The sequence below is a fragment of the Serratia sp. PL7 genome, assembly GCF_945957435.1.
This window is the reverse complement of the sequence record NZ_CAMFLB010000001.1, coordinates 2,056,359-2,079,155: the sequence shown is the minus strand read 5'-3', so window position 1 is coordinate 2,079,155 and position 22,797 is coordinate 2,056,359. Positions and strand designations below refer to the sequence as shown.

The window sequence follows — 22,797 nt, the reverse complement described above, 5'->3', positions numbered from 1 at the left end:
TCGGCGCCGGGGAAGCTTCTCGGCGCTGTTGCTATGTCAGCTAACAGGAACCTGGAGAGCCTTTCTTGAGCCAGGAATATACAGAAGATAAAGAAGTTACCCTGAAAAGACTCAGCAGTGGCCGGCGTTTGCTGGAGGCTGCGCTTATCGTGGTAGCGATTTTTGCCGTTTACCTCATGGCTGCGTTGGTCAGTTTCAATCCGTCTGACCCAAGCTGGTCGCAGACCGCGTGGCATGAGCCGATTCACAATTTGGGCGGCGGTGTTGGGGCCTGGTTGGCCGACACGCTGTTCTTCACCTTCGGGGTGCTCGCCTACGCGATACCGCCGATCATGCTGATCCTGTGCTGGGCAGCCTATCGCCAACGCGGCAACAAAGACTACGTCGACTATTTCGCGCTCTCCCTGCGCCTGATCGGTACCTTGGCGTTAGTGCTTACCTCCTGCGGGTTGGCGGCGCTGAACGTTGACGATCTCTATTACTTCGCTTCCGGCGGCGTGATCGGCAGCCTGCTGAGCAACGCCATGTTGCCGTGGTTCAACGGCATCGGCGCTACGCTGGCGCTGCTGTGCGTGTGGGCGGCGGGGCTGACGCTGTTTACCGGCTGGTCCTGGCTGGTGATCGCCGAGAAGATCGGCGGTGCGGTGTTGGGCGTCGCGACGGTGATGACCAATCGCTCACGCCGCGAAGATCGCTATTTCGAGGATGACGAGCGTTACGTTGACGACGAGCCTGAGCAGGCAGGGAAGGGCGCCGCTGCAGCGGTTGCGGCGACCGCCGCCGGAGCCGCTGCTGCCGATGACGACGTGCTGTTCTCCGCACCCTCGGTCACCGAAAGCGCCAAAGAGGCGGGGGAAGACGCCGCCGATCCGTTGCTCAGCGGCCTGCGAGCCGACGATAGTGAGGTTGAAGCCGACGCCGCGCCAATCGCGCCGGCGGCTTCGCCTGCACCAGCGGTGAAGGCAGAGATCCACGAGCCCGTTGCCGCGCCGATCGCCACACAGGCGCCGTCGGTAACGGTGGCGCCGGCCGCGCCGGCCTCGGTCAATCAGCACCCGGTGAGCACCCCGGCGCAAGACGCCACGCCGCCGCTGTATTCCTTCGAAATCCCGGAAGAAACACCAGCGCCTAAGGCGACGCGGCCTGTCGATCCTTATCAGGATGACGATGAGCCGCGCCTGGGCAATTGGCAAGAGCCGGCCCCGCAGCCGGCAGCGCGTTCTCCCTTTGATTTTACCGCCGCGCAGCGCGACAGTGCCGACGTCAGCGGAGCAGGTGGTTTCAGCGCCGCCGGCGCCAAGCCACAACTGGATACGGCAGCCGCTGCCGCTGCGGGCGCCGCGGCGGCGACCTTTATGCCGGCCTTCACGGCGACCAGCGACGGCAATTCTCAGGTTAAACAGGGTATCGGCCCTGAGTTGCCGCGGCCGAATCCGGTGCGTATTCCGACCCGTCGTGAGCTGGCTTCCTACGGCATCAAGCTGCCTTCGCAGCGTGCTGCCGAACAGGAACAGCGCCAGGCGGAGCCTCAACAGCCGACGGCGGTGAGCCCGCAGGAAGAAGAGGCGCAGCAAGAAGCCGCGCTGCGCCAGGCGTTCGCCGAACAGCAAAGCCAGCGCTATGGCGAAAGCTACGCGCCGGAGCAGGATGATGAACAGGCTCAGCAGGAAGCCGAGCTGAGTAAAGCGTTCGCCGAACAACAGAACCAACGTTACGGTGAAGTCCAACAGGACGATGAAGAGGCGCGGCAAGAGGCTGCGCTGCGTCAGGCTTTCGCCGAGCAGCAGCAGGCGCGTTATGGCCAGCAAGAGACTGCCCCGCAGGCGCCGGCCGCCAGCCCGGTTGATACCCGCAATGCTTTCAGCTTCTCGCCGATGGCGGATTTAGTGGACGATGGCCCGAGCGAGCCGATGTTCACGCTGTCCCCACAGCTTGAAGAGCGCATTGAACAGCAAAGCGAGCAAGAGGACGACGTGCCGTTTGGCCAGTTTGAGCCTGCGGCGCCGGCTGCCCAGCAACCGCATGCGCAGCCGCAACAATACCAACAGCCGCAGCAGCAATCTTATCAGCAGCCGCAGCAACAACAGCAGTATCAACAGCCGTCGCAGCAGCAATATCAGCAGCCACAGCAACCGGTGCAGCAGCAGCCTCAGCAAGCTCCGGCCGAGCCGCACCCGGTGATGGACAGCTTGATTCACCCGTTCCTGATGCGCAACGATCAGCCGCTGCAGAAGCCGACTACGCCGCTGCCGACGCTGGATCTGCTGACCGAGGCGCCGAAAGAGGTGGAGCCGGTCGACTCCTTCGCGCTGGAACAGAAAGCGCGCCTGGTGGAGGCCAGTTTGGCCGATTACCGCGTAAAAGCCGACGTGGTGGATATCCTGCCGGGGCCGGTCATCACCCGCTTCGAGCTGGATCTGGCGCCGGGCGTCAAAGCGGCGCGCATTTCCAACCTGTCGCGCGATCTGGCGCGCTCGCTGTCGACTTCGGCGGTGCGCGTGGTGGAAGTGATCCCCGGTAAGCCTTATGTCGGTCTGGAACTGCCGAACGCCAAGCGGCAAACGGTGTATCTGCGCGAAGTGCTGGACTGCCCGGCCTTCCGCGACAATCCGTCGCCGCTGTCCATCGTATTGGGTAAAGACATCTCCGGCGAACCGGTGGTGGCCGATCTGGGCAAAATGCCACACTTGCTGGTCGCCGGTACTACCGGCTCCGGTAAATCGGTCGGGGTCAACGCCATGATCCTGAGCATCCTGTATAAGGCCACGCCGAAAGAAGTGCGCTTTATCATGATCGACCCGAAAATGCTGGAGCTGTCGGTTTACGAAGGTATTCCGCACCTGTTGACCGATGTGGTCACCGACATGAAAGACGCCGCCAACGCGCTGCGCTGGTGCGTGGGTGAGATGGAACGCCGCTACAAACTGATGTCTGCCCTGGGCGTGCGTAACCTGGCCGGCTACAACGAGCGTGTCGATCAGGCCGAAGCGATGGGGCGTCCGATCCCGGATCCGTTCTGGAAACCGACCGACAGCATGGACATCACGCCGCCGGTGTTGGAGAAAGAGCCGTACATCGTGGTGATGGTCGACGAATTCGCCGACCTGATCATGACGGTTGGCAAGAAGGTTGAAGAGTTGATCGCTCGCCTGGCGCAAAAAGCGCGTGCGGCAGGTATCCACCTGGTGCTGGCGACCCAGCGTCCTTCGGTGGATGTGATCACCGGCCTGATCAAGGCCAACATTCCGACGCGTATCGCCTTTACCGTGTCGAGCAAGATCGACTCCCGCACCATCCTCGATCAGGGGGGGGCCGAGTCCTTGCTGGGTATGGGTGACATGCTCTATCTGGCGCCGAACTCCTCGATCCCGGTGCGTGTACATGGCGCATTCGTGCGCGATCAGGAAGTGCACGCGGTGGTCAAGGATTGGAAAGCGCGCGAGCGGCCCCAATATAAAGAGGGCATTCTCAGCGGCGGCGAAGATGGCGAGGGCGGTGCCGGTGGCGGGATGGACGGCGACGAAGAGCTGGATCCGTTGTTTGACCAGGCGGTGGATTTCGTGGTGGATAAACGCCGCGCCTCCATCTCCGGCGTACAGCGCCAGTTCCGCATCGGCTATAACCGCGCCGCGCGCATCATCGAACAGATGGAGGCGCAGGGCATCGTCAGCGAGCAGGGGCACAACGGCAACCGCGAGGTGCTGGCGCCGCCGCGGCACGATTGATGGTCGCTTAGCCATTGCAATTCAATAAGAAAGGGCCGCTTAAGCGGCCCTTGTGCAAAGAAGCGTAAACCCGTTTCTTCTCGGAACATTGGCCTACCGGCCGATCGCCGGCTTCAGGTAAAGTAACGGAGTAAAGGGTTGATTGACCCGCACGGCGTCGCCCTGCGGTTAACGCATTTCATAAGGTATCTGGAATAATGAAAAAACTGTTAGTTGCCTGCTGTCTGCTTTCGGGATTCGCTTCTACCTCCGTGCTGGCCGATGCCGCACAGGATCTGCAAAGTCGCCTGGCGAAGGTGAACAGTTTCCACGCCAGCTTCTCGCAAACCGTGACCAGCGCCGAAGGCGCCGCGGTGCAACAGGGTGAAGGCGAGCTGTGGGTGAAGCGGCCGAACCTGTTCAACTGGCACATGACGTCACCCGATGAGAGCGTGCTGGTTTCCGATGGCCAGACCCTGTGGTTCTACAACCCGTTCGTCGAGCAGGTGACGGCGACCTGGCTGAAGAACGCCACCGGCAATACGCCGTTTATGCTGATCACCCGCAATAACGCCAGCGACTGGAAGCAGTACAACGTGAAGCAAAAGGGCGATGATTTCGAGCTGACGCCAAAATCCGCCAGCGGCAACCTGAAGCAATTCGCCATCAGCGTGACCAACAGCGGCACCATCCGCAGCTTTGCCGCGGTGGAGCAGGATGGCCAGCGTAGTGCTTATACGCTGAAAAGCCAGCAGAACGTTGCCGCCGATCCGGCCAAATTCAAATTTACCCCGCCGAAGGGGGTGACGCTGGACGACCAGCGCCAGTGAGGTGCAAGTGAGTAATAATCTGTCGCTCGATTTTTCCCAGAACGAGTTCCAGCCGCTGGCCGCGCGTATGCGCCCGACCACGCTGGCGCAGTATATCGGCCAGCAGCACCTGCTGGCCGCCGGCAAGCCGCTGCCGCGCGCCATCGAGGCCGGGCAGCTGCACTCGATGATTTTATGGGGGCCGCCGGGCACCGGGAAGACGACGTTGGCAGAGCTGATCGGCCGTTACGGTCAGGCGGATGTCGAACGGATCTCCGCCGTGACCTCCGGCATCAAGGAGATCCGCGAGGCGATCGAGCGGGCACGGCAAAATCGCGACGCCGGCCGCCGCACCATCCTGTTCGTCGACGAAGTGCACCGCTTCAATAAGAGCCAGCAGGACGCTTTCCTGCCGCACATCGAAGACGGCACCATCACCTTTATCGGCGCCACTACCGAAAATCCGTCGTTCGAGCTGAACTCGGCGCTGTTGTCCCGCGCCCGCGTTTACCTGCTGAAGGCGCTGACCGCCGAAGATATTGGCCAGGTGCTGGATCAGGCGATGAGCGACAAGGCGCGCGGCTTTGGCAATCAGAACGTCGAGCTGCCCGCGGAAACGCGCCGCCTGCTGTCGGAGTTGGTGGGCGGCGATGCGCGCCGGGCGCTGAACAGCCTGGAAATGATGGCAGACATGGCGGAGCTCGACGCCAAAGGCGTGCGGGTGCTGACGCCGGAGCTGCTGAAAGAGGTTTCAGGCGAGCGCAGTGCGCGCTTCGACAACAAGGGCGACCGTTATTACGACCTGATTTCCGCGTTGCATAAATCAGTGCGCGGTTCGGCGCCGGACGCCGCGCTGTACTGGTATGCGCGTATCATTACCGCCGGCGGCGATCCGCTCTATGTGGCGCGCCGTCTGTTGGCGATTGCCTCTGAAGACGTGGGCAACGCCGATCCGCGCGGCATGCAGGTGGCGATCGCCGCCTGGGATTGTTTCACCCGCGTGGGGCCGGCAGAGGGCGAGCGCGCCATCGCGCAAGCGATTGTTTACCTGGCCTGCGCGCCGAAGAGCAACGCGGTCTATACCGCGTTCAAGGCCGCCATGCGCGACGCCAAAGAGCAGGCCGATTATGACGTGCCAGAGCACCTGCGCAACGCGCCGACCAAGCTGATGAAGGAGATGGGGCTGGGGGCGGAGTACCGCTACGCCCACGACGAACCCAACGCCTACGCCGCCGGTGAGAACTATTTCCCGCCCGAAATGGCCAAGACACGCTACTATCAACCGACCTCGCGTGGGCTTGAAGGGAAAATCGGCGAAAAGTTGGCATGGCTGGCTGAGCAGGATCAAAATAGCCCGACAAAACGCTACCGCTAGCGAGGCCGTTGCGGTAAGGTTAGCGGGTATCACTCTTCTTTTATGCGGCTATAAATCAGCCGCATAGAACAACAACACTTCTTTCAATAACAACAAGCACAGGATTAGCATGCTCGATCCCAATCTGCTGCGTAATGAGCTAGACGCAGTCGCCGTCAAACTGGCTCGCCGAGGCTTTAAACTCGATCTGGATCTGCTGCGTTCGCAGGAAGAACGTCGCAAAGTTCTGCAGGTAGAAACTGAAACGCTGCAAGCGGAACGCAACTCCCGATCGAAATCCATCGGCGCGGCCAAAGCGCGTGGGGAAGACATCGAGCCGCTGCGTCGCGAAGTGAACGAGCTGGGTGACAAGCTGGATGCCGCCAAGGCAGAGCTGGACACGCTGCAGAGCGAGATCCGCGATTACGCCTTGACGCTGCCTAACCTGCCGGACGACGCTGTGCCGGATGGTAAAGACGACAGCGAAAACCTGGAAGTGACCCGCTGGGGCGAACCGCGCCAGTACGACTTCGCGGTGCGCGATCACGTCGATCTGGGCGAAATGGCCGGCGGGCTGGATTTTGCCGCCGCGGTTAAGCTGACCGGTTCGCGCTTCGTGGTCATGAAGGGGCAAATCGCCCGCATGCACCGCGCGCTGTCCCAGTTCATGCTGGATCTGCACACCGAGCAGCACGGCTACCTGGAGGCCTACGTGCCTTACCTGGTCAACCACGCCACGCTGTACGGTACCGGCCAACTGCCGAAGTTCGGCGAAGACCTGTTCCATACCCGTCCGCTGGAAGAAGAAGCCGACAGCAGCAACTACGCGCTGATCCCAACGGCGGAAGTGCCGCTGACCAACCTGGTGCGCGACGAGATCGTCGAAGAGGAAACTCTGCCGCTGAAGATGACCGCGCACACGCCATGCTTCCGTGCGGAAGCCGGTTCTTACGGCCGTGACACCCGCGGTTTGATCCGCATGCACCAGTTCGACAAGGTCGAAATGGTGCAGATCGTCCGTCCGGAAGATTCGATGGATGCCCTGGAAGAGCTGACCGGCCATGCGGAAAAAGTGCTGCAGCTGCTGAACCTGCCTTACCGCAAGGTGCTGCTGTGCACCGGCGACATGGGCTTCGGCGCCTGCAAGACCTACGATCTGGAAGTGTGGCTGCCGGCGCAGAACACCTACCGCGAGATCTCGTCCTGCTCCAACATGTGGGACTTCCAGGCGCGCCGCATGCAGGCTCGCTGCCGCAGCAAGGCCGACAAGAAGCCGCGTCTGGTCCACACGCTGAACGGTTCCGGCCTGGCGGTCGGCCGTACGCTGGTGGCGGTGCTGGAAAACTACCAGCAGGCCGACGGTCGCATTCAGGTGCCTGAAGTGTTGCGTCCTTATATGGGCGGCCTGGAATATATCGGCTAAACGGCAAACCACGAAAAAAGCGCCTGCGGGCGCTTTTTTTATGTCGAGAATTCAGCCCGTCGCCAGCGCATAAGCCTGTTGAATGTAGTCCGCCAGATGCTTGCTTTTCACCTCGTCGGGCGAGTGGAGCTTGATGTGCCGCCGATACTGGCCGCTGCCTTCGAGCTGGTGATAACGATCTTCCAATCGGTAGCCGTGGCCGAACTCCACCGTGACGTGGTGGCGATAGGCGAAAACGCCGCAGAAAAATTGGCTATGCGAGAACATGATGCCGCCGTATTTGACCGATTCGGTTACGCCGTTGCCGCTCGCCGCAGCAATCCGCCGCACCTGCTGCATAATGGCCAGCAGGTCACCTTGCGTGCTGCCGATGTCCGCCAGCAGGGCCTCTACCGCCGCATCATTTGCCTGACTCATCTTGCTTCTCCGTCGTCAAATTCGCTCTGCGCTGAGCATAGCGCTTTTTCAGCCGGTTAGCCGGAAACAAATCGTGCGGTGGAATGATAAGAGGCGATTGACTTTTTTATCGCCAGTGGCATGATGCGCGCACTCTCATTGCGCGTTCGGTCACAATTTCACTATGTCCGCATACTCCCGCCCAGTGCTCCTATTGCTCTGCGGCCTTTTGCTGCTCACGGTATCCATTGCCGTTTTGAATACGTTAGTGCCGCTTTGGTTAACCCATGCTCAGCTGTCAACCTGGCAGGTGGGAATGGTCAGCTCCTCTTATTTCAGCGGTAACCTGTTGGGCACGTTGGTGGCGGGCAAACTGATCCAGCGCGTCGGTTTTACCCGCAGCTATCATCTTTCTTGCCTGGTGTTCGCCGCCGCGACCGCCGGCATGGTGCTGTCGATCGATTTTTGGAGCTGGCTGGGCTGGCGTTTCTTCGCCGGCGTCGGCTGCGCCTGGATCTGGGTGATCGTGGAGAGCGCGCTGTTGCGCAGCGGTAACCTGAGCAACCGCGGCCAGCTGCTGGCGGCCTATATGATTGTCTATTACCTCGGTACGGTGACCGGGCAATTGCTGTTGAGCATGACCTCGACCGAATTGCTGCACGTGGTGCCGTGGGTGACCGCGATCGTGATCAGCGCCATGCTGCCAATGCTGTTTGCGCGGGTCAACCGCCATGAAGACGAGCCGCAGCAGGCGGCGGTGTGGACAATGTTAAGACGTCGCAGCGCGCGCCTCGGCATCAACGGCTGCATCATTTCCGGCATCGTGCTCGGTTCTCTGTATGGTCTGATGCCGCTGTATCTCTCCCATCAGGGCATGAGCGACGCCAACGTCGGTTACTGGATGGCGCTGCTGGTCAGCTCCGGCATCGTTGGGCAATGGCCGGTCGGGCGCTTGGCCGATCGTTATGGGCGCCTGCTGGTGCTGCGCATTCAGGTGTTCGTGGTGATCCTCGCCAGCGTGGCGATGCTCGGCAACTACGCCATGGCGCCTTCGCTGTTCATCCTCGGCTGCGCCGGCTTTACCCTGTATCCGGTGGCGATGTCCTGGGCCTGCGAGAAGGCGCTGCCGCACGAACTGGTGGCGATGAACCAGGCGCTGTTGATGAGTTACACCATCGGCAGCCTGCTGGGCCCGTCGATGACGGCGCTGCTGATGCAAAACTACTCCGACCGTGTGCTGTTCGTGATGATCGCCGCCGTAGCGCTGGTTTACCTGCTGATGCTGCTGAAAAAGCAGAAGCCGGATCACCACCACACGCCGTTCGCCGCCGCCTGAGCATAAAAAAACCGGCCATGAGCCGGTTTTTTCTTTTGGCGTGCGTCAATCAGTAAATCACTTTGTGACCGTAGCTTTCCAGGATGCCTTTGACGCGATCCATGGTCTCGGCCTTCGGCGGATGCACGCCGTCCAGTTTGTACTCTTCCCCCATCGCTATCCATTTGTGCTTGCCCAGCTCGTGGTAAGGCAGCAGCTCGATTTTCTCGATGTTGGTCATGTCTTTGGTGAACTCGCCCAGCAGGTGTGCCGATTTGTCATCATCTGACCAGCCCGGCACCACCACGTAACGGATCCAGGTGCGTTGGTTACGTTTCGCCAGATAGCGGGCGAATTCCAACGTGCGGTGGTTGGAGACGCCGACCAGATTCTGGTGGATATCGTCGTTCATCTGTTTCAGATCCAGCATCACCAGATCGGTGGTGTCCAGCAACTCGTCGATCACCGGATCGTAGCGGCGCACGAAGCCATTGGTGTCCAGGCAGGTATTGATGCCTTCGGCATGGCAGGCGCGGAACCAGTCGCGCACGAATTCAGCCTGCAGGATCGCCTCGCCGCCGGACGCGGTCACGCCGCCACCGGAGGCGTTCATGAAGTGGCGGTAGGCCACCGCGTCTTTCATCAGCTCTTCGACGGTCACTTCTTTGCCGCCGTGGGTGTCCCAGGTGTCGCGGTTATGGCAATAGAGGCAGCGCATCAGGCAGCCCTGGAAGAAGACGATAAAGCGGATCCCGGGCCCATCGACGGTGCCGCAGGATTCGAAGGAGTGGATGCGACCAGTTACTGACATTGCGGGGTTTTCTCCAATATTGACTGTCAAACGCAGTCTAAAAATAGGCGCGTGGCCGCCGGCCAGGTATCTGCGATGCAGCAGCGGGTGGAGCCGCCACCGGGGGTAATGATGCCTGTCGGCCGGTCAGTTGCCGGATAACTGTTTTGCCGGCTATCCATTCAGTATAGATGTCCGGCAAAACAGACTCGCACAGAGTCAGGGGAGAGCAGTGGGAGAAAAGGGCCGGCAGAACCGGCCCTGTCGTTGGCACCGGGCGGTTTCCCGCCCGGTTGGCGTATTACATCGTTTGAGTGAAGGTACGAGTAATGACGTCCTGCTGTTGCTCTTTGGTCAGCGAGTTGAAGCGCACGGCGTAACCGGAGACGCGGATGGTCAGCTGAGGGTATTTCTCAGGATTTTCCATCGCGTCCAGCAGCATTTCGCGGTTCATTACGTTGACGTTCAGATGCTGACCGCCTTCGATGGAGGCTTCATGGTGGAAGTAACCATCCATCAGGCCTGCCAGGTTGGCTTTACGCACGTCGTCGTCTTTACCCAGCGCGTTAGGCACGATGGAGAAGGTATAAGAGATCCCGTCTTTCGCGTAGGCAAACGGCAGTTTGGCTACCGAGGTCAGGGAGGCTACTGCGCCTTTCTGGTCACGGCCGTGCATCGGGTTGGCGCCTGGGCCGAACGGTGCACCGGCGCGGCGGCCATCCGGGGTGTTACCGGTTTTCTTACCGTACACCACGTTGGAGGTGATGGTCAGTACGGACTGAGTCGGTACCGCGTTGCGGTAGGTGCGCAGTTTCTGAATTTTCTTCATGAAACGCTCCACCAGGTCACAGGCGATGTCATCGACGCGGGCGTCGTTGTTACCGAACTGTGGATACTCGCCTTCCACTTTAAAGTCGATAGCCAGGCCGTCTTCGTCGCGAATGGTGGTGACTTTCGCGTACTTGATGGCGGACAGGGAGTCGGCCGCAACGGACAGGCCGGCGATGCCGCAAGCCATGGTGCGATAAACGTCACGGTCATGCAGCGCCATCAGCGCAGCTTCGTAGCTGTACTTGTCGTGCATATAGTGAATGATGTTCAGCGCGGTCACGTACTGCTTGGCCAGCCAATCCATAAAGTGGTCCATGCGGGCCATGACTTTGTCATAGTCCAGCACTTCGTCCATCATCGGCGCTTCTTTCGGGCCGACCTGCATTTTCAGTTTCTCGTCAACGCCGCCGTTGATGGCGTAAAGCATGGTTTTCGCCAGGTTGGCGCGGGCGCCGAAGAACTGCATTTGCTTACCGACGATCATCGGGCTGACGCAACAGGCGATGGCGTAGTCATCGTTGTTGAAGTCAGGACGCATCAGGTCGTCGTTTTCGTACTGTACGGAAGAGGTGTCGATGGACACTTTCGCCGCGAATTTCTTGAAGTTCAGCGGCAGCTTCTCAGACCACAGGATGGTCATGTTCGGCTCCGGAGACGGCCCCATGGTGTACAGGGTGTTCAGGAAGCGGAAGCTGTTTTTGGTGACCAGGGTACGGCCGTCGACGCCCATGCCGGCCAGGGATTCAGTCGCCCAGATTGGGTCGCCGGAGAACAGCTCATCGTACTCAGGAGTACGCAGGAAGCGCACCATACGCAGTTTCATCACCAGGTGGTCGATCAGTTCCTGCGCTTGCTCTTCGGTCAGTTTGCCCGCTTTGATGTCGCGCTCGATGAACACGTCGAGGAAGGTGGACACGCGGCCGAAGGACATGGCGGCGCCGTTCTGGGATTTCACCGCGGCCAGGTAGCCGAAGTAGGTCCACTGTACCGCTTCTTGCGCGTTAGTGGCCGGGCCGGAAATGTCGTAACCGTATTTGGCGGCCATCTCTTTGATCTGAGCCAGAGCGCGGTGCTGTTCAGCGATCTCTTCGCGCAGCTGGATGGTCATTTCCAGATCTTCGCCGTTTTCCAGTTTTTCCTGCAGCGATTTGAACTGGTTCAGTTTGTCGGCCATCAGGAAGTCGATACCGTACAGCGCCACGCGGCGGTAGTCGCCGATGATGCGGCCGCGGCCGTAGGCATCTGGCAGACCGGTCAGCACGCCGGATTTACGGCAATTCAGGATGTCTTTGGTGTAAACGTCGAATACGCCCTGGTTGTGGGTTTTACGGTATTCGGTGAACACTTTTTTCAGCTGCGGATCCAGTTCGCGGCCGTACACTTTGCACGAACCTTCGACCATTTTGATGCCGCCGAACGGGATCAGCGCGCGTTTCAGAGGCGCGTCGGTCTGCAGACCTACGATGGTTTCCAGCTCTTTGGCGATGTAACCCGCGTCGTGAGAAGTGATGGTTGCAGCAACGTTGGTGTCGAAATCAACCGGCGCGTGAGTGCGGTTTTCCAGTTTGATCCCTTCCATAACCTTGTCCCACAAGGTGGTGGTGGCTTGAGTTGCGCCAGCCAGGAAGGATTCGTCACCTTCATAAGGCGTGTAGTTTTTCTGGATGAAGTCACGAACGTTGACTTCATTCTGCCAGTCACCCTTGCTGAAACCTTCCCAAGCGTTGGCTAATTTCTCGTTAAGTTCGGTCATTGTACACCTACCTTTGATTGTGGATTTCTAACTCTGCACGCGGTAACTCACAGCTTAGTGCTGTTCGCGACCCCCGCGCAGATAAATTACCCAGTAAGTCAACCCAACCAACAGGCCGCCGCCGATGATGTTGCCGATGGTGACCGGAATCAGGTTGTCGATGATGAAGTTGCTTACTGTCAGATGAGCGAATTGCTCAGGTACCGCCCCTACGGCTTGCCAGAACTCCGGCGTGGCGAAGTGTTTGACCACGATGCCCATAGGGATCATAAACATGTTGGCGATGCTGTGTTCGAAGCCGCTGGCGACAAACATACCGACCGGCAGCACCATGGCGAGCATCTTGTCGGTCAGGGTACGGCCGGAGTAGCTCATCCAGACCGCCAGGCAGACCATCAGGTTAGCCAGAATGCCGAGGCAGACGGCTTCGATAAAGGTGTGATGCAGCTTGTGGTCTGCGGTTTGCAGAACATTCAGGCCCCACTGGCCGTTGGCGACCATATACTCGCCGGAGAACCAGATCAGCGCCACGAAGAACAGCGCGCCGACCAGGTTGCCGAGATAAACGTTCAGCCAGTTGGCGCCCAGTTGGCCCCAGCTGATTCGGCCGCTGGCCTTGGCGATGACGATAAGTACGGTAGAGGTGAACAGGTCGGCGCCCGATACCACCACCAACATTAACCCGAGAGAGAAGCAGATGCCGCCGACCAGTTTCGCCAGCCCGAAAGGCACGCCGGCGGTGCCGGTGGTCGCCGTGATGTAGAAAACGAAGGCGATGGAAATGAAGACACCGGCGGTGATCGCCAAATAAAACGTTTTCAGAGGATGTTTGGTGGCTTTATACACGCCGGCATCTTCAGCGATTTTCGCCGTTGCCGCAGGTAAAATCAGATCGAATGGGCTGTCAGTTTTCAAACTAACTCTCGCTCTTAAGGGTTAAAACAACGCAATGAGATACTAGCAAAGCAGTATAGGGGAAAATTTGATTTGGATCATAAGGCGGGGAAGTAGAGCGCCAAAATGACGTGTTTTTTGTGTGGTTTTTATGGTTAATTTATTGATTTTTAAATGAAAACATTTTTTTAATGTTTACAATTTTTTTTGAATTCACCGGGTGGGCGGCGTGGAGTAAAGTTAAATTTTTAGGCGTTTTGTCGCCGTGCAGCGCTGAAAGTTTAATTGTCGGTTAATTATTATTTCACCGTCCGGTAACAATTGGCGGTTTATTTATTTTTACGGTCGTTTAACCGCCTACTTCCCGGCGAAAAAATAAAACTGAATGCGTTGAAATAAACCGCAAAAATGAAAACGCCGCAACGGAGTGCGGCGTTTGGTAACTGGGGTACTCTCAAAGTGGCAGTATCCCCTGATGATGCTTAGGCCTTGGCCCAGTGGCGGCGTTTGGCCGCCTGCAGCTTCTCGTAGGCCGCCAGCAGCGCCTGATGGGCCGGCAGCGCCTTCAGATCGGCATCGACGGCGAACAGCCCGTTGAAGCGCTCTTCACCGCTGATGGCGGCCGAGGCCGCGTCCACCGCTTCCTGGCCGTACATTTTCACGAACGCGGTGTAGTATTGCGCCGCTTCGCGCTCAGGCTCCTGCGCCAGCAGCAACAGCGTTTGCAGGCAACGGTAGTAGTTGCTGCGCGCCGGGCTCAGCACCGAGGCGTTGAAGTCCTGCGTCCATTCGGTCCAAATCAGCGCCTGATCCAGATCGCCGCCCGCCAGTGCCAGCATCGACTTCAGCTCGCCCACGCGCAGGGTATGCCAGGCGTTGTCTTTGCCGCTGGCAATACCCAGCAGTTCGCGTACGCGGGTGAAATCGTCCAGCCCTTCATCGTCCAACTGCTCGATCAGCGCCAGGTATTCTTCCGGCTCCCACTCGCTGCCCGGCAGCGCCAGCAGCGTATCGCGCAGGTGCGCGCCCATGCTGTTGTTGGCCAGCAGCAGGTCTTCTGCCGGGTAGATATCGGACATGCCCGGCACGATGATGCGGCAAGCGTAGACGCCCAGGTGCTCGTAGTCGGCGATGTACACTTCCGCGTCTTCTTTGTCGAAGATACTCATCAGGGTGGCGAACTCTTCCTGCGTGCTGCCGCTGAAGCTCCAGTCAACGAACGGATAGTCCGCATCCTGCTTGAACAGATCCCAGGAGATCAGGCCGCTGGAGTCGATGAAGTGCGTTTCCAGGTTGGTGTGTTCCGCCACTTCTTCGTCATCGAAGGTCGGTGCGGTGAACACGTCGAGATCTTTCAGGCTGCGGCCCTGCAGCAGCTCGGTTACCGTGCGCTCCAGCGCCACGCCGAAGTCCGGGTGCGCGCCGAACGAGGCGAAGCAGGTGCCGTTGGTCGGGTTGAACAGCACCACGCAGATCACCGGGTAGTTGCCGCCCAGCGAGGCGTCGTAGGAGAGGATCGGGAAACCTTCCTCTTCCAGCTTGGCGATGGCTTCCACCACGCCCGGGTAGCGGTTCAGCACTTCGTCCGGGATCGCCGGCAGGCTGATGGATTCGGCGATGATGCGGTTTTTCACATAGCGCTCGAACACTTCCGACAGGCCCTGCACGCGCGCTTCGTTGGCGGTGTTGCCGGCGGACATGCCGTTGGAAACATACAGGTTGCCGATGATATTCATCGGAATGTACACGGTTTGCTGGTCGGACTGACGGGTAAACGGCAGCGCGCACACGCCGCGATCGGCATTACCGGACTGCAGATCGACAAGATCGCTGGCGCTCAGCTCTTGCTGCGGATCGTAGAAGGCGTGCAGACGCTCGTCGAGGATGCCGGCCGGCAGCGTATCGTCCGCCGGGATCGGGAACCATTTCTCATTCGGGTAGTGCACGAAGTCGCCTTCGGCGATCTGCCGGCCCAGATAGAAATCGGCGAAGAAGTAGTTGGTGGACAGGCGCTCGAAATATTCACCCAGCGCGGAGGCCAGCGCGGCTTTTTTGCTGGCGCCTTTGCCGTTGGTGAAGCACAGCGGGCAATCGCGATCGCGAATGTGCACCGACCACACGTGCGGCACTGGATTCAGCCAGGAGGCTTCTTCGATGTTGAAACCGAGGTCGCTCAGTTTCTGCTGGAAACGGGCGATGGAGTCTTCCAGAGCGGCGTCTTTACCGGGGATAAAAGTTTGCGTCATTGTCTTCACTTTTTGCGCGTACTAAAAACGCGCAATGATACGGGGTTTTACGCTGGAGCTCCACGTATTCCTAAAGCGGTGGCAAAGTCACAGTTTTTTTAAGGATAAAGGCCATAATTCAGCGAGTTATCTGTCACGGAGAAATCTAATGAAATCAGTGAAACTCAGCGTGTTAACCCTCTTGTTGACCGGCGTCAGCGCCTCGGCGCTGGCGCTGCCCAACATCACCCTGCTGGCGACAGGCGGCACCATCGCCGGTGGCGGCGATTCGGCGACGAAATCTAACTATACCGCGGGCAAGCTGGGTGTCGAGGCGCTGGTCGATGCGGTGCCGGCGCTGAAAGATATCGCCAACGTGCAGGGGGAGCAGGTGGTGAACATCGGCTCGCAGGACATGAACGATCAGGTCTGGCTGACGCTGGTGAAGAAAATTGACGCCGACTGCGGCAAAACCGACGGCTTCGTCATCACCCACGGCACCGATACGCTGGAAGAGACGGCCTATTTCCTCGATCTGACGGTGAAGTGCGACAAGCCGGTGGTGCTTGTCGGGGCGATGCGGCCGGCGACGGCGATGAGCGCCGATGGCCCGTTCAACCTGTATAATGCGGTGGTGACGGCGGCAGATCCGCAATCGGCCAACCGCGGGGTTCTGGTGGCGATGAACGACACCGTGCTGGACGCGCGCGACGTCACCAAGACCAATACCACCGCCGTGCAGACCTTCCAGTCGCCGAACTTTGGCCCGCTCGGGTATATCCACAACGGCAAGGTCGATTACCAGCGCTCACCGCAGCGCAAGCATACCCGTGATACGCCGTTCGACGTCAGCAAGCTGAACGAACTGCCGAAGGTCGGCATCGTCTACAACTACGCCAACGCCTCCGATGCGCCGGTCAAGGCGCTGATCGCCGAAGGGTACCAGGGCATCGTCAGCGCCGGGGTCGGCAACGGCAACCTGTATAAAACGGTGTTCGACACCCTGGCGACGGCGGCACACAACGGCGTGGCGGTGGTGCGTTCTTCGCGCGTACCGACCGGCGCCACTACCGAAGATGCGGAAGTGGACGACGCCAAGTACGGCTTCGTGGCCGCCGGCACGCTGAATCCGCAAAAAGCGCGCATTTTGCTGCAGCTCGCGCTGACGCAAGCCAAAGACGCGAAGCAAATCCAGCAGATGTTCAATCAGTACTGATCGTTTTCTCTCCTGCGGGGGCCGACCGGGTTCCCGCAGCCATCTCGGCTGAATACAGCATAAAGCACCGCGTTAACCCGCTGAATTTCCCCATGTCGCAGGGTTTTATCGTCCAAACAATCGCGATGGCCGCAGAGCCTGTCATCACCCGGCGCGACCGTTTGCCGCCGGCGGGCGAATAAGCGTTGCAGCCATGGGGCGTGAGTGATAAAACCGATGGGTTGGTTAACGCGAGCGTTAACTTCGGGCATCTTTTCGACAGGTCGCTTTTCTGCGGCGAACAGTGAATGTGGTGAGGGGAAATGACTCAGGTTTATAATTTTAGCTCTGGCCCGGCGATGCTGCCGGTGGAAGTGTTGCGTCGTGCGGAACAGGAACTGTGCAACTGGCACGGCCTGGGCACGTCAGTGATGGAGATCAGTCACCGCAGCAAAGAATTCATCGCGGTTGCCGAGCAGGCGGAACAGGATCTGCGCGATCTGCTGAAAGTCCCCTCCAACTATAAGGTGCTGTTTTGCCACGGCGGCGCCCGCGCACAATTCGCCGCGCTGCCGCTGAACCTGCTGGGCGACAAGGCCTCCGCCGACTATATCGACGGCGGCTATTGGGCGCACAGCGCCATCAAGGAAGCGGAAAAGTATTGCACCCCGAACGTCATCGACGTGAAAACCCGCATCGACGGCCTGAGCGGCATCAAGCCGATGAAAGAGTGGCAACTCAGCGCCGACGCGGCTTATGTGCACTATTGCCCGAATGAGACCATCGACGGCGTGGCCATCGATGAAACGCCGGACTTCGGCGACAAAGTGGTGATCGGCGATTACTCCTCGACCATCCTGTCCCGCCCGCTCGACGTCAGCCGCTTCGGCGTGATTTACGCCGGCGCGCAGAAAAATATCGGCCCGGCCGGCCTGACGCTGGTGATCGTGCGTGACGATCTGCTGGGCAAGGCGCGCAAAGAAGTGCCGTCGATCCTCGACTACACCGTGCTGGCCGAGAACGATTCGATGTTCAACACCCCGCCGACCTTCGCCTGGTACCTGTCCGGGCTGGTGTTCAAATGGCTGAAAGAGCAGGGCGGCCTGGTGGAGATGCAAAAACGCAATCAGGCCAAGGCCGAGCTGCTGTACGCGACCATCGATAAATCCGACTTCTACCGCAGCCAGGTGGCCATCGCCAACCGCTCGTGGATGAACGTGCCGTTCCAACTGGCCGATGCGGCGCTGGACAAAGTGTTCCTCAGCGAAGCCGAGGCCATCGGCCTGCAGGCGCTGAAAGGCCACCGGGTAGTTGGCGGCATGCGCGCTTCTATTTACAATGCGATGCCGCTGGCCGGCGTGCAGGCGCTGACCGACTTCATGGCCGACTTCGAACGTCGTCACGGTTGATTCCGTCAGCCCGCCAGGCGCGGGCTGCCTCAGGCTGTTGTCCTTTTGCATTAAAGCGGCTCCGGCATTATTCCGGAGCCGTTTCGTTTATCAGAATTGGAGAGTTTTGTTCACATGGTGGATTCCCTGACGTTACAACCGGTCGCCCTGGTCAATGGCACCGTCAACTTACCCGGCTCGAAGAGCGTTTCTAACCGCACTCTGCTGCTGGCGGCGCTGGCGAAAGGCACGACCCGGCTGACTAACCTGCTGGACAGCGACGACGTGCGTCATATGCTGAACGCGTTGCAGGCGTTGGGTGTGAACTATCAACTTTCCGTCGATCGTACCGTGTGCGAAGTGACCGGTGTGGCCGGGCCGCTGGTGGCCGGCCAGCCGCTGGAACTGTTCCTCGGCAACGCCGGTACGGCGATGCGCCCATTGGCGGCGGCGCTGTGCCTCGGCGAAGGCGACGTGGTGTTGACCGGTGAACCGCGCATGAAAGAGCGCCCGATCGGCCATCTGGTGGACGCGTTGCGCCAGGGCGGGGCGCAGATTGATTATCTCGAGCAGACCGATTACCCGCCGATTCGCCTGCGCGGCGGCTTCCTGGGCGGCGACGTCACCGTTGACGGCAGCGTCTCCAGCCAGTTCCTGACCGCGTTGCTGATGACCGCGCCGCTGGCGCCGCAGGATACGCAGATCCACATCAAGGGCGAGTTGGTTTCCAAGCCGTACATCGACATCACGCTGCATCTGATGCGTACCTTCGGCGTATCGGTGAGCCACGACAACTACCGGGTGTTCCATATCCAAGGGCGCCAGACGTATATCGCGCCGGGCGATTATCTGGTTGAGGGCGACGCTTCTTCCGCCTCCTACTTCCTGGCGGCGGCGGCGATCAAAGGCGGCACCGTGCGCGTGACCGGCATCGGCCGCAAAAGCGTGCAGGGCGATACCAAGTTCGCCGATGTGCTGGAGAAAATGGGCGCGCGCATCACCTGGGGCGACGATTTCATCGAGTGCAGCCGCGGTGAACTGCACGGCATCGACATGGACATGAACCACATTCCGGACGCGGCGATGACTATCGCCACCGCGGCGTTGTTCGCCGAGGGGCCGACCACCATCCGCAATATCTACAACTGGCGGGTGAAGGAGACCGACCGTCTGGCGGCGATGGCCACCGAGCTGCGTAAAGTGGGGGCGGAAGTGGACGAGGGCGAAGACTACATTCACGTCGTGCCGCCGGCCAAACTGCAGTTTGCCGAGATCGGTACCTACAACGATCACCGCATGGCGATGTGCTTCTCGCTGGTGGCGCTGTCGGATACCCCGGTCACCATTCTCGATCCGAAATGCACCGCGAAAACCTTCCCGGATTATTTCGAGCAGTTGGCGCGCATCAGCCAGCCGGCGTAGTAACCCGTCAAATCGTTTATTTTAAGGCCCCTTTGTGGGCCTTTATCGTTTTTAACCTTCGGCGACCGGCGTTTCTTCTATACTTTTTCGCGGTTGTGCGCTTATTTTCAACAACCGGACAGTTCCAGGGTAACAGATTGCCGTAGGGCAGCGTATAATACGCCACCGTATTTGCCCCTGATTGGGCAGGTGGCAGAGCGCACGGGCTTCGAGTCGAAGCGCGCCGTGTCTCTGTGAGGTTTTCTACCTGAAGGAGAGAGAAATGACGGCTACAGCCCCGGTGATAACCGTTGATGGACCAAGTGGCGCAGGCAAAGGCACGCTGTGTAAAGCGTTGGCCGAGTCCCTTGGTTGGCGTTTGCTGGATTCCGGCGCGATCTATCGCGTGCTGGCGCTGGCGGCGTTGCATCATCAGGTGGATATCACTTCTGAGGAAGCGCTGGTTCCGCTGGCCGCACATCTCGACGTTCGCTTCGTTGCCCAGGACGGCAAGCTGCAGGTGATTTTGGAAGGTGAGGACGTCAGCAATGAGATCCGCACCGAAACCGTCGGCAACACCGCGTCGCAAGCGGCGGCGTTTCCTCGCGTGCGCGAGGCGTTGCTGCGCCGCCAGCGCGCATTCCGCGAAGCGCCCGGCCTGATTGCCGACGGTCGCGATATGGGCACGGTGGTGTTCCCGGACGCGCCGGTCAAGATTTTCCTCGACGCCAGCTCGGAGGAGCGCGCACACCGCCGCATGCTGCAGTTGCAGGAAAAGGGCTTTAATGTTAACTTTGAACGTCTTTTAGCCGAGATAAAGGAACGGGACGACCGTGACCGTAATCGGCCTATCGCGCCTCTGGTGCCTGCTTCTGACGCCCTCGTGCTGGATTCTACCAGCATGTCGATCGAAGAAGTGATCCAGCAGGCGTTGACGTATGCACAGAAAGTGTTGGCGTTGCCGCAGCAATAAGCGCGGCGGCGCTATTGGCTTTTTGTCATATTTGTCATAGCGGTATCGCAATATATCGGGTAAAATTTTACCCCTGTAACCTTAAACCCTGTCGGCATGGAGCCAATGGCGGGGTATGTGAAACAACCCCATTCGGCGGGACGCTAAATGGACGTTAAACTAAAGAACCCTGAAGATTAACAACATGACTGAATCTTTCGCTCAACTCTTTGAAGAATCCTTAAAAGAAATCGAAACCCGCCCGGGTTCCATCGTTCGTGGCGTCGTTGTTGCTATCGACAAAGATATCGTACTGGTTGACGCCGGTCTGAAATCTGAGTCTGCCATCCCGGCTGAGCAATTCAAAAACGCCCAGGGCGAGCTGGAAATCCAGGTTGGTGACGAAGTTGACGTTGCTCTGGATGCTGTTGAAGACGGCTTCGGTGAAACCCTGCTGTCCCGTGAGAAAGCTAAGCGTCACGAAGCTTGGATCACGCTGGAAAAAGCCTACGAAGAAGCTGAGACTGTAACCGGTGTTATCAACGGCAAAGTGAAGGGTGGCTTCACCGTCGAGCTGAACGGCATCCGCGCGTTCCTGCCAGGTTCCCTGGTTGACGTGCGTCCGGTACGTGACACTCTGCACCTGGAAGGCAAAGAGCTTGAGTTCAAAGTCATCAAGCTGGATCAGAAGCGCAACAACGTTGTCGTTTCTCGCCGTGCGGTTATCGAATCCGAGAACAGCGCTGAGCGCGATCAACTGCTGGAAAACCTGCAGGAAGGCATGGAAGTCAAAGGTATCGTTAAGAACCTCACTGACTACGGTGCATTCGTTGATCTGGGCGGCGTAGACGGCCTGCTGCACATCACTGACATGGCTTGGAAACGCGTTAAGCACCCAAGCGAAATCGTCAACGTTGGCGATGAAATCACTGTTAAAGTGCTGAAGTTCGACCGCGAGCGTACTCGTGTATCCCTGGGCCTGAAACAGCTGGGCGAAGATCCATGGGTTGCTATCGCGAAACGTTACCCAGAAGGCACCAAGCTGACTGGTCGTGTAACCAACCTGACTGATTACGGCTGCTTCGTAGAAATCGAAGAAGGCGTTGAAGGTCTGGTACACGTTTCTGAAATGGATTGGACCAACAAAAACATCCATCCGTCCAAAGTTGTTAACGTGGGCGACGTAGTGGAAGTGATGGTTCTGGACATCGATGAAGAACGTCGTCGTATCTCCCTGGGCCTGAAGCAGTGCAAATCCAACCCATGGCAGCAGTTCGCAGAGACCCACAACAAGGGCGACCGCGTTGAAGGTAAAATCAAGTCTATCACTGACTTCGGTATCTTCATCGGCCTGGACGGCGGCATCGACGGCCTGGTTCACCTGTCTGACATCTCCTGGAACGTTGCAGGCGAAGAAGCAGTACGTGAATACAAGAAAGGCGACGAAATCGCTGCGGTTGTTCTGCAAGTTGACGCAGAGCGCGAGCGTATCTCCTTGGGCGTGAAGCAGCTGGCTGAAGACCCGTTCAATAACTACCTGTCTATGAACAAGAAAGGTGCTATTGTTACTGGTAAAGTCACTGCAGTTGACGCCAAAGGTGCTACAGTTGAATTGGCAGGCGGCGTAGAAGGTTACCTGCGTGCATCTGAAGCCTCTCGCGACCGCATTGAAGATGCAACTCTGGTTCTGAACGTAGGTGACGAAGTTGAAGCTAAATTCACCGGCGTTGACCGTAAGAACCGCGTTGTAAGCCTGTCCGTACGTGCTAAGGACGAAGCTGACGAGAAAGACGCCATCGCAACTGTTAACAACAAACAGGAAGAAGGCAACTTCTCTAACGCAATGGCTGAAGCTTTCAAAGCGGCTAAAGGCGAGTAATGACGGGGGGCGGTTTCTGACCGCCCCGATACGGTAGTTTAGCTGCAAAGCTTGGAGGTACTATGACCAAGTCTGAACTTATTGAAAGACTTGCTGGCCAGCAATCTCATATTCCGGCGAAGGCCGTTGAGGATGCAGTGAAAGAGATGCTTGAGCACATGGCCGCTACGCTGGCCGAGGGCGAACGCATTGAGATCCGCGGATTCGGCAGTTTTTCTCTTCACTACCGTGCCCCGCGTGTAGGTCGCAACCCGAAAACCGGTGACAAAGTTGAGCTGGACGGCAAGTACGTTCCTCACTTCAAACCAGGTAAAGAGTTGCGTGACCGCGCCAATATCTATGGCTAGTCGCTGACTGCTCATAGCGTTGTTGCTTGAAAAGAATATAAAACGGTGCCTTTAAGGCGCCGTTTTTTTTCGCCTGCGGTTCTCCCTGCTCCGCTTAGGAATTGCGCACCGCGCCGCATTTACGATGTGGCTCCTGCATAG

At 58.9% G+C, this 22,797-nt stretch carries 16 protein-coding genes; 11 read left to right on the top strand and 5 right to left on the bottom strand.

All coding sequences use genetic code 11. From position 1 onward, the window contains the following. Positions 1 to 65: 65 nt before the first annotated feature. The 4 genes from N6G83_RS10025 to serS all read left to right on the top strand — a co-directional run bounded on the left by N6G83_RS10025 (position 66) and on the right by serS (position 7,290). Complete coding sequence (locus tag N6G83_RS10025; protein WP_043137706.1) at positions 66 to 3,725, top strand: DNA translocase FtsK 4TM domain-containing protein; 3,660 nt, start codon at positions 66 to 68, stop codon at positions 3,723 to 3,725. A gap of 197 nt (positions 3,726 to 3,922) precedes the next feature. After that, positions 3,923 to 4,534: an outer membrane lipoprotein chaperone LolA gene (gene lolA, locus N6G83_RS10020; protein WP_015377319.1), complete on the top strand. Its 612-nt coding sequence runs from the start codon at positions 3,923 to 3,925 to the stop codon at positions 4,532 to 4,534. A gap of 67 nt (positions 4,535 to 4,601) precedes the next feature. Continuing rightward, positions 4,602 to 5,888: a replication-associated recombination protein A gene (locus tag N6G83_RS10015; protein ID WP_049204286.1), complete on the top strand. Its 1,287-nt coding sequence runs from the start codon at positions 4,602 to 4,604 to the stop codon at positions 5,886 to 5,888. A gap of 109 nt (positions 5,889 to 5,997) precedes the next feature. After that, positions 5,998 to 7,290, top strand: coding sequence for a serine--tRNA ligase (gene serS / locus N6G83_RS10010; RefSeq protein WP_025302270.1), 1,293 nt, complete (start codon positions 5,998 to 6,000; stop codon positions 7,288 to 7,290). A 51-nt stretch (positions 7,291 to 7,341) separates the two neighbouring features. On the opposite strand, the gene N6G83_RS10005 is transcribed toward serS, so the two are convergent. Further along, the gene (locus N6G83_RS10005) at positions 7,342 to 7,707 is read right to left on the bottom strand and encodes a DUF1801 domain-containing protein (protein ID WP_025302271.1); all 366 of its coding nucleotides are present in this window, start codon (positions 7,705 to 7,707) and stop codon (positions 7,342 to 7,344) included. A 163-nt stretch (positions 7,708 to 7,870) separates the two neighbouring features. On the opposite strand from N6G83_RS10005, the gene N6G83_RS10000 reads away from it, so the two are divergent. After that, positions 7,871 to 9,022, top strand: coding sequence for an MFS transporter (locus N6G83_RS10000; RefSeq protein ID WP_033637849.1), 1,152 nt, complete (start codon positions 7,871 to 7,873; stop codon positions 9,020 to 9,022). A gap of 49 nt (positions 9,023 to 9,071) precedes the next feature. Here N6G83_RS10000 and pflA read toward each other — a convergent pair whose 3' ends face one another. From pflA to ycaO, 4 genes are all read right to left on the bottom strand, one after another. Continuing rightward, on the bottom strand, positions 9,072 to 9,812 hold the full coding sequence (pflA, locus tag N6G83_RS09995; RefSeq protein ID WP_016928325.1) for a pyruvate formate lyase 1-activating protein: 741 nt from the start codon (positions 9,810 to 9,812) through the stop codon (positions 9,072 to 9,074). A 280-nt stretch (positions 9,813 to 10,092) separates the two neighbouring features. Next, the gene (gene pflB / locus N6G83_RS09990) at positions 10,093 to 12,375 is read right to left on the bottom strand and encodes a formate C-acetyltransferase (protein ID WP_049208015.1); all 2,283 of its coding nucleotides are present in this window, start codon (positions 12,373 to 12,375) and stop codon (positions 10,093 to 10,095) included. Positions 12,376 to 12,429: 54 nt separating this feature from the next. Then, a complete protein-coding gene (gene focA / locus N6G83_RS09985; protein ID WP_019454548.1) occupies positions 12,430 to 13,290 on the bottom strand; it encodes a formate transporter FocA in 861 nt (286 codons plus the stop codon). 461 nt (positions 13,291 to 13,751) lie between these two features. Beyond that, entirely contained in the window at positions 13,752 to 15,515 is a 1,764-nt protein-coding gene (gene ycaO / locus N6G83_RS09980) for a 30S ribosomal protein S12 methylthiotransferase accessory factor YcaO (RefSeq protein ID WP_025302273.1), read from the bottom strand. 148 nt (positions 15,516 to 15,663) lie between these two features. On the opposite strand from ycaO, the gene ansB reads away from it, so the two are divergent. The 6 genes from ansB to ihfB all read left to right on the top strand — a co-directional run bounded on the left by ansB (position 15,664) and on the right by ihfB (position 22,656). Then, positions 15,664 to 16,710, top strand: coding sequence for an L-asparaginase 2 (ansB, locus tag N6G83_RS09975; RefSeq protein WP_043137688.1), 1,047 nt, complete (start codon positions 15,664 to 15,666; stop codon positions 16,708 to 16,710). 302 nt (positions 16,711 to 17,012) lie between these two features. Continuing rightward, positions 17,013 to 18,098, top strand: coding sequence for a 3-phosphoserine/phosphohydroxythreonine transaminase (gene serC / locus N6G83_RS09970; RefSeq protein WP_043137684.1), 1,086 nt, complete (start codon positions 17,013 to 17,015; stop codon positions 18,096 to 18,098). 114 nt (positions 18,099 to 18,212) lie between these two features. Then, on the top strand, positions 18,213 to 19,499 hold the full coding sequence (gene aroA / locus N6G83_RS09965; protein ID WP_260515246.1) for a 3-phosphoshikimate 1-carboxyvinyltransferase: 1,287 nt from the start codon (positions 18,213 to 18,215) through the stop codon (positions 19,497 to 19,499). Positions 19,500 to 19,761: 262 nt separating this feature from the next. Beyond that, entirely contained in the window at positions 19,762 to 20,451 is a 690-nt protein-coding gene (cmk, locus tag N6G83_RS09960; protein WP_028127992.1) for a (d)CMP kinase, read from the top strand. A 184-nt stretch (positions 20,452 to 20,635) separates the two neighbouring features. Then, positions 20,636 to 22,309 (top strand): 30S ribosomal protein S1, encoded by a 1,674-nt coding sequence (rpsA, locus tag N6G83_RS09955; RefSeq protein ID WP_004928267.1) that lies wholly within the window; start codon positions 20,636 to 20,638, stop codon positions 22,307 to 22,309. A gap of 62 nt (positions 22,310 to 22,371) precedes the next feature. Further along, on the top strand, positions 22,372 to 22,656 hold the full coding sequence (gene ihfB, locus N6G83_RS09950) for an integration host factor subunit beta (RefSeq protein WP_004928264.1): 285 nt from the start codon (positions 22,372 to 22,374) through the stop codon (positions 22,654 to 22,656). Positions 22,657 to 22,797: the final 141 nt, after the last annotated feature.

Coding starts and splice junctions, on each gene's coding strand:
- lolA (WP_015377319.1), top strand. CDS start 3,923: ATGAAAAAACTGTTAGTTGCCTGCTGTCTGCTTTCGGGATTCGCTTCT.
- N6G83_RS10015 (WP_049204286.1), top strand. CDS start 4,602: ATGCGCCCGACCACGCTGGCGCAGTATATCGGCCAGCAGCACCTGCTG.
- serS (WP_025302270.1), top strand. CDS start 5,998: ATGCTCGATCCCAATCTGCTGCGTAATGAGCTAGACGCAGTCGCCGTC.
- N6G83_RS10005 (WP_025302271.1), bottom strand. CDS start 7,707: ATGAGTCAGGCAAATGATGCGGCGGTAGAGGCCCTGCTGGCGGACATC.
- N6G83_RS10000 (WP_033637849.1), top strand. CDS start 7,871: ATGTCCGCATACTCCCGCCCAGTGCTCCTATTGCTCTGCGGCCTTTTG.
- pflA (WP_016928325.1), bottom strand. CDS start 9,812: ATGTCAGTAACTGGTCGCATCCACTCCTTCGAATCCTGCGGCACCGTC.
- pflB (WP_049208015.1), bottom strand. CDS start 12,375: ATGACCGAACTTAACGAGAAATTAGCCAACGCTTGGGAAGGTTTCAGC.
- ycaO (WP_025302273.1), bottom strand. CDS start 15,515: ATGACGCAAACTTTTATCCCCGGTAAAGACGCCGCTCTGGAAGACTCC.
- ansB (WP_043137688.1), top strand. CDS start 15,664: ATGAAATCAGTGAAACTCAGCGTGTTAACCCTCTTGTTGACCGGCGTC.
- serC (WP_043137684.1), top strand. CDS start 17,013: ATGACTCAGGTTTATAATTTTAGCTCTGGCCCGGCGATGCTGCCGGTG.
- aroA (WP_260515246.1), top strand. CDS start 18,213: ATGGTGGATTCCCTGACGTTACAACCGGTCGCCCTGGTCAATGGCACC.
- cmk (WP_028127992.1), top strand. CDS start 19,762: ATGACGGCTACAGCCCCGGTGATAACCGTTGATGGACCAAGTGGCGCA.
- rpsA (WP_004928267.1), top strand. CDS start 20,636: ATGACTGAATCTTTCGCTCAACTCTTTGAAGAATCCTTAAAAGAAATC.
- ihfB (WP_004928264.1), top strand. CDS start 22,372: ATGACCAAGTCTGAACTTATTGAAAGACTTGCTGGCCAGCAATCTCAT.